Annotated in this window: 10 protein-coding genes and 1 pseudogene; 7 read left to right on the top strand and 4 right to left on the bottom strand. The window is 67.8% G+C overall.

What is annotated here, in order from left to right; all coding sequences use genetic code 11:
* Positions 1-73: 73 nt before the first annotated feature.
* Positions 74-715 (bottom strand): annotated as a pseudogene (locus tag PMI12_RS03735) (cytochrome b/b6 domain-containing protein); the annotation flags it as partial.
* 97 nt (positions 716-812) lie between these two features.
* Between PMI12_RS03735 and PMI12_RS03730 the strand changes: the two are divergent.
* Both PMI12_RS03730 and PMI12_RS03725 read left to right on the top strand, forming a co-directional pair.
* A complete protein-coding gene (locus tag PMI12_RS03730; RefSeq protein ID WP_007829274.1) occupies positions 813-1538 on the top strand; it encodes a response regulator transcription factor in 726 nt (241 codons plus the stop codon).
* The gene (locus PMI12_RS03725) at positions 1538-3025 is read left to right on the top strand and encodes a sensor histidine kinase (protein ID WP_157632126.1); all 1488 of its coding nucleotides are present in this window, start codon (positions 1538-1540) and stop codon (positions 3023-3025) included. Before PMI12_RS03730 ends, PMI12_RS03725 begins: the two co-directional genes overlap by 1 nt.
* 34 nt (positions 3026-3059) lie before the next feature.
* On the opposite strand, the gene PMI12_RS03720 is transcribed toward PMI12_RS03725, so the two are convergent.
* From PMI12_RS03720 to PMI12_RS03710, 3 genes are all read right to left on the bottom strand, one after another.
* Positions 3060-3959 (bottom strand): transglutaminase family protein, encoded by a 900-nt coding sequence (locus PMI12_RS03720; RefSeq protein WP_007829270.1) that lies wholly within the window; start codon positions 3957-3959, stop codon positions 3060-3062.
* Between the two features lie 123 nt (positions 3960-4082).
* On the bottom strand, positions 4083-5924 hold the full coding sequence (mnmC, locus tag PMI12_RS03715; RefSeq protein WP_007829268.1) for an FAD-dependent 5-carboxymethylaminomethyl-2-thiouridine(34) oxidoreductase MnmC: 1842 nt from the start codon (positions 5922-5924) through the stop codon (positions 4083-4085).
* 16 nt (positions 5925-5940) lie between these two features.
* On the bottom strand, positions 5941-6216 hold the full coding sequence (locus tag PMI12_RS03710) for an oxidative damage protection protein (protein WP_007829266.1): 276 nt from the start codon (positions 6214-6216) through the stop codon (positions 5941-5943).
* Positions 6217-6362: 146 nt separating this feature from the next.
* On the opposite strand from PMI12_RS03710, the gene PMI12_RS03705 reads away from it, so the two are divergent.
* The 5 genes from PMI12_RS03705 (at position 6363) to ssuD (ending at position 10524) form a co-directional block, all read left to right on the top strand.
* Complete coding sequence (locus tag PMI12_RS03705) at positions 6363-7415, top strand: sulfate ABC transporter substrate-binding protein (RefSeq protein ID WP_007829264.1); 1053 nt, start codon at positions 6363-6365, stop codon at positions 7413-7415.
* A 101-nt stretch (positions 7416-7516) separates the two neighbouring features.
* Positions 7517-8101: an NADPH-dependent FMN reductase gene (gene ssuE, locus PMI12_RS03700; RefSeq protein ID WP_007829262.1), complete on the top strand. Its 585-nt coding sequence runs from the start codon at positions 7517-7519 to the stop codon at positions 8099-8101.
* 125 nt (positions 8102-8226) lie between these two features.
* A complete protein-coding gene (locus PMI12_RS29175) occupies positions 8227-8364 on the top strand; it encodes a hypothetical protein (protein ID WP_007829260.1) in 138 nt (45 codons plus the stop codon).
* 28 nt (positions 8365-8392) lie between these two features.
* Positions 8393-9355, top strand: coding sequence for a sulfonate ABC transporter substrate-binding protein (locus PMI12_RS03695; protein ID WP_007829258.1), 963 nt, complete (start codon positions 8393-8395; stop codon positions 9353-9355).
* On the top strand, positions 9355-10524 hold the full coding sequence (gene ssuD / locus PMI12_RS03690) for an FMNH2-dependent alkanesulfonate monooxygenase (protein ID WP_007829256.1): 1170 nt from the start codon (positions 9355-9357) through the stop codon (positions 10522-10524). Before PMI12_RS03695 ends, ssuD begins: the two co-directional genes overlap by 1 nt.
* The last annotated feature ends 37 nt before the right edge of the window (positions 10525-10561 follow it).

Genomic DNA, 10561 nt, shown 5'->3' with positions numbered 1-10561 from the left:
GCCGCTGGTGTTGCCCCCGGAAGGGGGTTGACGGAGCGACACGAAGTGCGCGAAGGCTGGGGGAGAGCTCCGTTTTCGGCGCGCGGCCGCGGATCATGGTGAGCAGGGTTCGGGGCACCAGGGCGACCATCACGAGGTGCACGGCGACGAAGGCGACGATGGCCGCCATCGCGAAGAAATGGATGCGGCGCGCGAACTCGTAGCCGCCCATCAGTTCGCGCAGCACGGGGAACTGCACCGACTTCCACAGCACCAGGCCCGACAGCACGATCACGATCAGGTCGAGCATTACGAACAGGTAGGCCAGCTTCTGCACGCTGTTGTAGTGGCGCGGGTCGGCATGCGAGAGCTGGCCTTTCAGTGCGGCCAGCGCGTCGTGCCAGACGCCGCGGGGCGTCACGGGAAAGAACTTGCGCGCCAGCCGTCCGCTGGCGATGTTGATGGCGAGGTACACGAAGCCGTTGAACACCAGCAGCCACATCGCCGCGAAGTGCCACTGCAGCGCACCGCCGAGCCAGCCGCCGAGCGTGATGACGGCCGGAATGGTGAACGGGAAGAACGGCGACGCGTCGTAGATGCGCCAGCCGCTCGTCGCCAGGATCATCACGGCCAGCGCGTTGAGCCAGTGCGTGATGCGCATCCACAGCGGATGGATCGGGCGGCGATCGGACGCCGCGGCCGGGTCGGCAGGAGGGGCGATGGCTGAGCTGTTCATGGGGTGGATTGTTGGGCGCACCCCATGGCCGATTCATCACGCAAAGTTCAATTAATCGTGATAACTCCAGAACCCGGATGGCGGGACAATCGAGGCCATGGACACCCCCAAACGCGTGCTGATCGTCGAGGACGACGCCCATATCGCCGAACTCCTGCGCATGCACCTGCGCGACGAAGGCTATGCGGTCGAGCACGCCGCCGACGGCCATGCCGGCCTGCGCGAGCTGGAGCGCGGCAGCTGGGACGCGCTGGTGCTCGACCTGATGCTGCCCGGCATCGACGGCCTCGAAATCTGCCGCCGTGCCCGCGCCATGACACGTTACACACCGATCATCATCATCAGCGCGCGGTCGAGCGAGGTGCACCGCATCCTCGGGCTGGAACTGGGCGCCGACGACTACCTGGCCAAACCTTTCTCGGTGCTGGAGCTGGTGGCCCGCGTGAAGGCGCTGCTGCGGCGCACCGACGCGATGGCGCGCAACGCACGCATGGAGTCCGGCAGCCTCACGCTCGGCAACCTCGGCATCGAGCCGCTGGCGCGCGAGGTGCGCGTGGACGGCAGGCTCATCGAGCTCACGCCGCGCGAGTTCGACCTGCTGTACTTCTTCGCGCGCAACCCGGGCAAGGTGTTCTCGCGGCTCGACCTGCTCAACCAGGTCTGGGGCTACCAGCACGATGGCTACGAGCACACGGTGAACACGCACATCAACCGGCTGCGCACCAAGGTGGAGGCCGACCCGGCAGAGCCACGGCGCATCCTCACGGTGTGGGGGCGCGGCTACAAGTTGTCGGCCACCGGGAGCGGGGAGGACGTGGCGTGATCGCCTGGGCCACCCTGTCGCGGCGGCTGTCGGCCGTGTTCGCGGTGCTGCTGCTGGTTTGCTGCGGCGCCTCGGTGTGGCTGCAGGTGCGCTCCAACGGCATGCACGAGCAGGAGGTCGTCCAGCGCCTGTCGACCGGGCTGGCGGCGCACATCGCGGAAAACTCCGAGCTGATGAAGCCGGGCGGCCTCGACCAGGAAGCGGTAAAGGACCTGTTCGACAAGCTGATGGCCGTCAACCCGAGCGTGGAGGTCTACCTGCTGGGGCTCGACGGCCGAATCGAGGCGCAGGCCGCACCGCCCGGGCACCTGAAGCGCGACAGGGTCGCGCTGGGGCCGATCCGCAAGCTGCTGTCGGGCGCGCCACTGCCGATCGCGGGCGACGACCCGCGCAGCCTCACAGCCTCCAAGGTATTCAGCGCCGCGCCGCTGCGCATGGGCGGGCGCGATGCGGGTTACGTCTACGTGGTGCTGCAGGGCGAGGACCACGACGCGCTGGTCGCCAACGTGGGCGCCGACAACGTGCTGCGCACCACGCTCTGGTCGATGGGGCTGGTGGCGCTGCTCGGGCTGCTCGCGGGCCTCGCGGCCTTTCGCCTCATCACGCGGCCGTTGCGCGAGCTGACGGCGGCGGTGAAGCGCTTCAAGACCGAGGGCATCGCTTCACTCGAAAGCGAAGCGCCCACGCTGGAGCGCCTCTCCCACGGCACTGACGAAATCGCCCAGCTGGGCCAGGCCTTCACGCAGATGACGCGCCGCATCGCAGAGCAATGGCGCGAGCTCACGCTGCAGGACCAGCAGCGCCGCGAGCTGTTCGCCAACATCTCGCACGACCTTCGCACGCCGCTCACTTCGTTGCATGGCTACCTCGAGACCCTGCTGCTCAAGGCGGGCACGCTCAGTGAAGAAGAGCGCCGGCGCTACCTGGAGATCGCGCTCGGCCAGAGCCGCAAGGTCGGCCGGCTCGCGCAAGAGGTGTTCGAGCTGGCGCGGCTCGAATACGGCGTGGTCAAGCCCGAGAAAGAGAACTTCGCGCTGGCCGACCTCGTGCAGGACGTGTTCCAGAAGTTCGAGCTGGCGGCCGAAGCGCGCCATCAACGCCTCGAGCCCGACATCGCACCGGGCCTGCCGGTGGTGTCGGCCGACCTCGGGATGATCGAGCGCGTGCTGACCAACCTGCTGGACAACGCCATCCGCCACACGCCCGAGGGTGGCGAGATCGTGGTGCAGCTGCGGGCGGAGAACGCGGGCGTGACGGTGCAGGTGAGCGACACGGGCCCGGGCATTCCGGGTGAACTGCAGAAGGCCCTGTTCATGCGCCCGGTGTTCATGAACGGTTCGCGCACCGACAGCGCCAGCAGCGGCGGGCTGGGCCTCGTGATCGTGAAGCGAATCCTGCAGCTGCACGGCAGCGACATCCGGCTGGTGCAGCAGCCCGACAAGGGCGCGGTGTTCCGGTTCCAGTTGGGCGGGGCGGCGGGGGGCTGAGGCCCAAGCGCCGGCGGCCCCCGGCGATGCCCGTTCAGTCCTTGCGGCGCGTGACGACCACCGTCGCTTCGAGGCCCTCATAGGCCTCGGCATCCCCATACCAGCTGCCTGAGATCGGCGCCGCCTGCGCCGGGTCGCGCGTGACGCCCACGCGGATCAGTTGGCCGCTGCCCATCAGATTGTTGGTCGGGTCGAAGGCCAGCCAGCCGATGCCCGGCAGGTAGGCCTGCAGCCAGGCATGCGTGGTGCCGGCGCCGGTCATCGATTCGCCCTGGGCCTGCGCGGCGTTGTCGAGCGCGGCGTCATAGATGTAGCCCGAGACGAAACGCGTCGCGATGCCCAGGCGCCGCGCGGCTTCCATCATCAGCAGCGCGTAGTCGCGGCAACTGCCGCTGCCGAGCGCCAGCGTGACGAGCGGCGTTTGCGTGCCTTCCTCATCGCGTGCCTTGTATTCGAGACTCTGGCCGATGTGCGCGTTCATGCGTGCGAGCACCTCGCGCGTGCTGTTGGGCTTGTCGGTGTGCAGGAACTGGTGGGCCCAGCGGATCAGCGTGCCCTGGGCGTCGTCGTCGTGGTGCGGGCGCAGGTAGTGCTCGAGGTCGAGACGCTCCTGCACCGAGTAGGCAAAGGGCAGGAATTCGGCGGCCGGGTCGAGCGCCAGCTGGTCTTGCTGCGCCGGCACCTGCTCGATGGTGAACGAGCAGACGATGCGCAACTCGGTCGCCTCGCCCATCGGCTGCACCAGCGCCACGGAGTTGGAATGCGGGTCTTGAATGAGCCGGGTGAAGGCCTGCGGGCTCACCTGCAGGTCGGTGGCCAGCACGCGCAGGTCATGGCTATCGCGCGGGCGGAACATCACACGGTGCTGGCCGAAGGTGACCGGCTTCTTGTAGCGGTAGACGGTTGTGTGCTTGATGTCGTACTGGATGGCCATGCGCCGCATTCTCACGCGTTCGCGTGGCAAAGCGGTGATTGCGCTGGCGCATGCCACAAAATCGGCGCACCTATGGGGACTGCCGGATCGACCACAGCGGGCAGCTTCGGGGCAGGGTGCTGGCTAGAGCCGCTGCGTTCCAAGCGCCTTGGCCAGCGTGGCCGGCAGGGGCAGCGGCTCGGCATGCCACTGCGCAGCCAGCAGTTCGGCGCACAGCGCAGCGAAGCTCAGGCCGCGCGAACCCAATGCGGTGCAGGCCCAGAGGCCCGGTGCTTCCGCGCCGATCGGGCCGACCAGCGGGCGCCGGTCGCCCGAAGCGCAGCGGATGCCAACCCAGCTGCGGACCTTGCCGTGCGCGAACGATGGAGCCAGTGCAGCGACCGACGCCGGGTGCAGCCGCGCAAGGCGCTCCCGGTTGGAGTCGCTGTCGGCCGCGGTCGGGGCGAGGTCCGTGCTGTCGCGATCGAAGGTCGCGCCGGCCAGCCAGATCGGGGTGCCTTCGGCATCGGGCACGCGTGCGACCAGATGGCCGTCGCCGTTCAGGGGTGTGGCGGGCAATTCGATGCCGTCGGCCATGTAGCCCCAGGCGACCTGGCCGCGCACCGGCTGCAGGGGCAGCTTGGGGGCGAAGCGGTCCGATTCGAAGCCTGCGCAAATGACCACGCGGTCGGCGTCTGTCAGCAACTCACCGGCCGGGTCGAACAATTGCCAGCTGTTCGCACGGCGCTCCAAGCGTGCCACCTGGCATCCGCCGCGAAACTCAACGCCCGGCTGGCGCAGCCATGCGGCGATCAGCCGGTGCGGCCGCACCCAGGCGGCGCGTGCGTGCCAGAGGGCGGGCACATCGACCGGCAGGCCAACCGCCGCCAACTGCGCCCCATTCGCGGGCCACGATTCGTTGGGCCCGTCGTCGTTCCAGCCGGCCGGAACGCGCACATCGCCGTCGGGCCGGCGCTCCAGCACGCCGCTGGCGCGCCAGTCGCGGCCTTCTTCGAGCAGCCGCGTCAGCTCGATCCACGTGGCGCGGATGCCGGCACGCGTGAGGCGCGAGAGCAGGGAGTCGTCAGGCGACACGTGCGGCGCCAGCATGCCCACGGGCAGCCCCGAAGCGCCTGATGCGGGCCGCTCGGCGGCATCCAGCACCGTGACCTGCCAGCCGCGCCGCGCCAGGCTGGCCGCCACGGCCGCGCCCGCAAGCCCGGCACCAATGACGGCGCAATGGCCTGGCGTGCCGATTCGCTCGGGCATGGGGCCGCGGCGGCGCACCGTCCAGGCGGGCGCGAACACGCCGTGCAGGCAATCGCGCTTGGGCGGCAGGCCCTGGCGCTTCTCGACCGTGAACCCGAACTGCAGGAGCGCATCACGCACCGCCCGTGCGATGGTCCAGGTGGCGATGCGCGTGCCCTGCCGCGCGAAGCGAGACACCGCTTTGAGCGTGTCTTGCGACCACATTGCAGGGTTCTGCTGCGGGCTGAAGCCGTCCAGAAAGATGCTGTCGGCCTCGAAGCGCTGAGCGCGCAGCATCGGCTGCACGTCGCCGATGCAGAGGGTGAGCAGCACGCGGCCCTCATCGAACGCCAGCCGGTGAAAGCCGGGCAGCAGCCCATGCCACTGCGCAGCCAGTTCGCCGGCGAGGGACGCCAGTTCGGGATACGCGCCGGCCGCGCGCAGCAGATCGTCGGGTGAAACCGGATGGGCCTCGACCGAGACGAAGTGCAGCATGCGCGGCCGCGCCGAATCCGAGCGCCACGCCTGCCAGGTTGTCAGGAAATTGAGGCCCAGCCCGAAGCCGGTTTCGAGAATCAGCCATTGCGGCTGTCCGGCCCAGGCTTCGGGCAGGCCGCAGCCGCCCAGGAACACATGGCGCGATTGCGCCAGGGCCCCGGTTTCGGTGTGGTAGATGTCGTCGAAGCGTTCGCTTCGGGGCACGCCGTCGGCGCGCCAGGCCACCGGTTCTGCGTTCACGACGCAGCGGCGGCGATCAGCTTCCCGACGGGGGTACGTAACCCTGGGCCACGTCGGCGCCTTCGCCGAAGAAATGCTTTTCCATCTGCCGCGCCAGGTACTGGCGGGCGCGCAGGTCGGCCAGGTTCAGCCGGTTTTCATTGACCAGCATGGTCTGCTGCTTGAGCCAAGCGGCCCAGGCTTCCTTGCTGACGTTTTCCCACAGGCGCTTGCCCAGATCGCCTGGGTAGGGCGGGAAGTCGAGCCCTTCGGCCTCTTTGCCGAGCTTGATGCACTGAACCATGCGTGCCATTTCGATTGCCTTTGAACGGAAAAGTGGGGAAAGCGGGTGCTTAGTTGATTTGGCTATTTAGAACTGAAAACTTGGTTGTTCCAGTTTCTATATGTCGTATTGAGAATACGCAGCTTCATTGATATGCCTTTTTAGAGCAAGACACCATGAGCCTTCGCCGCGACTTTATCAAGCTTTCCCTGGGTGCCGGTGCGGCCGGTGCCATGGCCCTGTCGGCGTTGCCGGCGTTCACGCAGCAGGTTCCTGCCGCGGCCAAGGGTCCGGTGACGCTGCTGAACGTGTCGTACGACCCGACGCGCGAGCTCTACGTGGACTACAACCAGGCCTTCGCCAAGTACTGGAAGGCCAAGACCGGCCAGGATGTGTCGGTCAAGCAGTCGCACGGCGGCTCGGGCAAGCAGGCACGCTCGATCATCGACGGCATCGACGCCGACGTGGCCACGCTGGCGCTGGGCGGCGACATCGATGCCATCGTCAAGCATGGCGGCCTCGTCAACGCGGACTGGCAGAAGCGCCTGCCGCACAACTCGGCTCCCTATACCTCGACCATCGTGTTCCTGGTGAAGAAGGGCAACCCCAAGGGCCTGAAGGACTGGGACGACCTGATCAAGCCCGGCGTACAGGTGATCACCCCCAACCCCAAGACCTCGGGCGGCGCCCGCTGGAACTACCTGGCGGCATGGGAGTTCGCCAAGCGCAAGTACGGCAGCGACGCCAAGGCCAAGGAATACATCGGCAGCCTGTTCAAGAACGTGCCTGTGCTCGACACCGGTGCGCGCGGCTCGACCATTACCTTCGTGCAGCGCGGCGTGGGCGACGTGCTGCTGGCCTGGGAAAACGAAGCCTTCCTGGCGCTGAAGGAATTCGGCCCCGAGAAGTTCGAGATCGTCGTGCCGTCGATCTCCATCCTGGCCGAGCCCAGCGTGTCGGTGGTCGACAAGGTCGTCGACAAGAAGCGCACGCGTGCCGTGGCCGAGGAATACCTGAAATACCTTTACTCCGACGAAGGCCAGGACATCGCCGGCCGCAACTTCTACCGCCCGACGTCGGACAAGGCGAAGGCCAAGTACGACAAGCAGTTCCCCAAGCTCACGCTGGTGACCATCGACCAGGCCTTCGGTGGCTGGGCGAAAGCCGACAAGGAGCATTTCGCTGACGGCGGCTCCTTCGACCAGATCTATACGACCAGGCAGAAGTAAGAAGCCAACCCGCTGCCAAGCCGGCAGTGCAGGGCGCCGTTCGACGAGCGCCGTGGCCCGGCTCGCCCTGAATTTCCGAAGATCAAAAACGAAAGCTTCCCGTGTCCGTTCTCCTGATTGCCGGCAGTCCCTCGACCCCGTCCCGCTCTACCGCGTTGCTCGACGCGGTGGGCGAGCGCCTGGCCCAGCGCCATGCGCGGATCGAGCGGCTCGCCATCCGCGAGTTGCCGGCGCAGGCGCTGCTGCTGGCCGACTGGAACCATCCGGCCATCGTGAACGCGATTGCCAAGGTGGCCGAGGCCCGCGTTGTCGTGGTGGCCACGCCGGTCTACAAGGCGGCCTACAGCGGTGTGCTCAAGGTCTTCCTCGACCTGCTCTCGCAGAACGCGCTCAAGGGCAAGACGGTGCTGCCGCTGGCCACTGGCGGCAGCCCGCACCACATGCTCGCGCTCGACTACGCATTGCGGCCCGTGCTGCAGTCGCTGGCGGCGCGTCACATCCTGCCGGGCGTCTACGCCAGCGAATCGCAGATTGCGCTGACGCCAGAGAACGCCTACCAGGTGCACCCCGACCTGGCCGAACGGCTCAACGAGGCCACAGAGGTGCTGGCCACGGAAGGCCTGAAGCTGCCCGCGACCCACGGCTTCGAGCCGGTGCCGTTCTCCCGAGTGCGATGTAGCGTCTGAAAGCGCGGACTCGTCGCGAGTCCGGCTTCTCGACCTCACCCTTCATTCCCGCTGTTTTGAGAACCGCCTGCGCGCGGTGCGGGACAGCCTTTGCCCGACGTTTTGCAACACCAAGGAATCTCCGCATGAACCCCGTTGCCACCGAAGACTCCGTGCTCGACACGACGCCGCGCTCCCTCTGGCACGCGCTGGGCGATCTCGCCGTGAGCGTCGTCGTCGTCAGCGCCATCGCGCTGATCGTGAGCTTCATTGCCGCCGCCTGAGCGCGGCGCATTCCACACAAGCCTTGCCATGACACAACAGATTTCCGCTCCCCGCCGCCGCCTGATCCAGGGCGCTGCCGCCGCCATCGCGCTGCCTTCCTCGTTCGCCGCATTGGCGCAGGCGCCCGCGCGCCAGTTCCGCATCGGCCACCAGAAGGGCTATCTCACGTTGCTCAAGGGCCGCGGCACGCTCGAGAAGCGCCTGGCACCGCTCGGCGTGAGCGTGAAGTGGACCGAGTTCACGGCCGGCCCCGTGCAGCTCGAAGCACTGAACGTCGGCTCGATCGATTTCGGCGACGTGGGCGAGGCGCCGCCCATCTTCGCGCAGGCCGCCGGTGCGCCGCTGGCCTACGTGGGTGCGACGGTGCCGCGTCCGCAGGCCGAGGCGGTGCTGGTGCCCAAGGGCTCCGCCATCAAGACCGTGGCAGATCTGAAGGGCAGGAAGATCGTGCTCAACAAGGGCTCGAACGTTCACTACTTCATCGTCAAGCTGGCCGAAAAGCACGGCCTCGCATACGCGGACCTCGACCTGGTCTACCTGCCGCCGGCCGATGCGCGCGCCGCGTTCGAGAAGGGCTCGGTCGACGCATGGGTCATCTGGGATCCGTTCCTGGCCGCGGCCCAGAAGTCGCTCGACGCGCGCATCCTGGCCGACGCCACCGGTGTGGTCGGCAACCGCGGCTACTACTTCTCGTCGCTCGACTACGTCGCGAAGAACGCCGACGTGCTCGCGATCGCGATCGAGGAAGTCAACAAGGTCGACACCTGGGGCGCCGCCCACAAGGACGAACTGGCCACCGAGCTGGCCGCGCTCTGGGGCCTGCCCAAGCCGGTGGCCGACCTCGCGCAGGGCCGCACGGCCTTCGGCACCTCGCCCATCACCAAGGCCATCCTGGGCGAGCAGCAAAAAATTGCCGACACCTTCTTCGCGCTGAAGCTGATCCCCAAAAAGATCAACGTGCTCGAAGCCGCCGGCGCGGGAGTCGCGTGATGCAGATCTTCTGGTTCCTCCCCACGCACGGCGACAGCCGCTACCTCGGCACGAGCGAAGGCGCGCGCCCCGTCGACCTGGCCTACCTGCAGCAGATTGCCGGCGCGGCCGACAACCTCGGCTACGAAGGCGTGCTGATCCCGACGGGCCGTTCGTGCGAAGACCCTTGGGTCATCGCCTCCAGCCTGATCGGCTCGACGAAGAAGCTCAAGTTCCTGGTCGCGGTGCGCCCCGGCCTGCATCAGCCCAGCCTGGCCGCGCGCATGGCCGCGACCTTCGACCGGCTCTCGGGCGGGCGTGTGCTCGTGAACCTCGTGACCGGCGGCGACCAGACCGAGCTCGAAGGCGATGGTGTCTACCTCGACCATGCATCGCGCTACGAGCAGTCGGCCGAGTTCATCCGCATCTGGCGCGAGATTCTTGCGCGCAGCCACGGCGGGCAGGCCTTCGACTACGAGGGCCGGCACCTGAGCGTGAAGGGCGCGAAGCTGCTCTATCCGCCGGTGCAGAACCCTCATCCACCGGTGTGGTTCGGCGGCTCGTCGGCCGCCGCGCACGAGCTTGCGGCCGAGCAGGTCGATGCCTATCTCACATGGGGCGAACCGCCCGCGGAGGTGGCCAGGAAGATCGCCGACGTGCGCAACCGTGCCGCGCGCAAAGGGCGGACGGTGGAGTTCGGCATTCGCCTGCACGTGATCGTGCGCGAGACCGAAGACGCCGCATGGAAGGCTGCCGAGGAACTGATCAGCCGCGTCGACGACGAGACGGTCATTCGCGCCCAGGCCGCCTTTGCGCGCATGGACTCCGAAGGCCAGCGCCGCATGGCCGCGCTGCATGCGGGCGGCGCCAGGCGCTCGCGTGCAGAACTGGAGATTTCGCCCAACCTCTGGGCCGGCGTGGGCCTCGTGCGCGGTGGCGCCGGCACCGCGCTGGTGGGCGACCCGAAGACCGTCGCGGCGCGCATCGAGGAGTACGCAGCGCTCGGCCTCGACAAGTTCATTCTCTCGGGCTATCCGCACCTCGAAGAGGCTTACCGCTTCGCCGAGCTGGTGTTCCCGCTGCTCTCGCGCAAGGCGAAGACGCAGCTGGCCGGCGGCTCGCTGAGCGGCCCGTTCGGCGAAGTCGTTGCCAATCTCGACGCGCCCTCGCGCCTCGCTTCCCAAAGCTAGAAATGACGCACATCCCCAGTCTTCGCGCACTTCGTGT

The sequence above is a fragment of the Variovorax sp. CF313 genome, assembly GCF_000282635.1.
Classification (GTDB): Bacteria; Pseudomonadota; Gammaproteobacteria; order Burkholderiales; family Burkholderiaceae_C; genus Variovorax.
This window is presented reverse-complemented; position numbering and strand designations above follow the sequence as displayed.

Coding starts and splice junctions, on each gene's coding strand:
- PMI12_RS03730 (WP_007829274.1), top strand. CDS start 813: ATGGACACCCCCAAACGCGTGCTGATCGTCGAGGACGACGCCCATATC.
- PMI12_RS29175 (WP_007829260.1), top strand. CDS start 8,227: ATGAACCCCGTTGCCACCGAAGACTCCGTGCTCGACACGACGCCGCGC.
- PMI12_RS03710 (WP_007829266.1), bottom strand. CDS start 6,216: ATGGCACGCATGGTTCAGTGCATCAAGCTCGGCAAAGAGGCCGAAGGG.
- PMI12_RS03705 (WP_007829264.1), top strand. CDS start 6,363: ATGAGCCTTCGCCGCGACTTTATCAAGCTTTCCCTGGGTGCCGGTGCG.
- PMI12_RS03720 (WP_007829270.1), bottom strand. CDS start 3,959: ATGGCCATCCAGTACGACATCAAGCACACAACCGTCTACCGCTACAAG.
- PMI12_RS03695 (WP_007829258.1), top strand. CDS start 8,393: ATGACACAACAGATTTCCGCTCCCCGCCGCCGCCTGATCCAGGGCGCT.
- ssuD (WP_007829256.1), top strand. CDS start 9,355: ATGCAGATCTTCTGGTTCCTCCCCACGCACGGCGACAGCCGCTACCTC.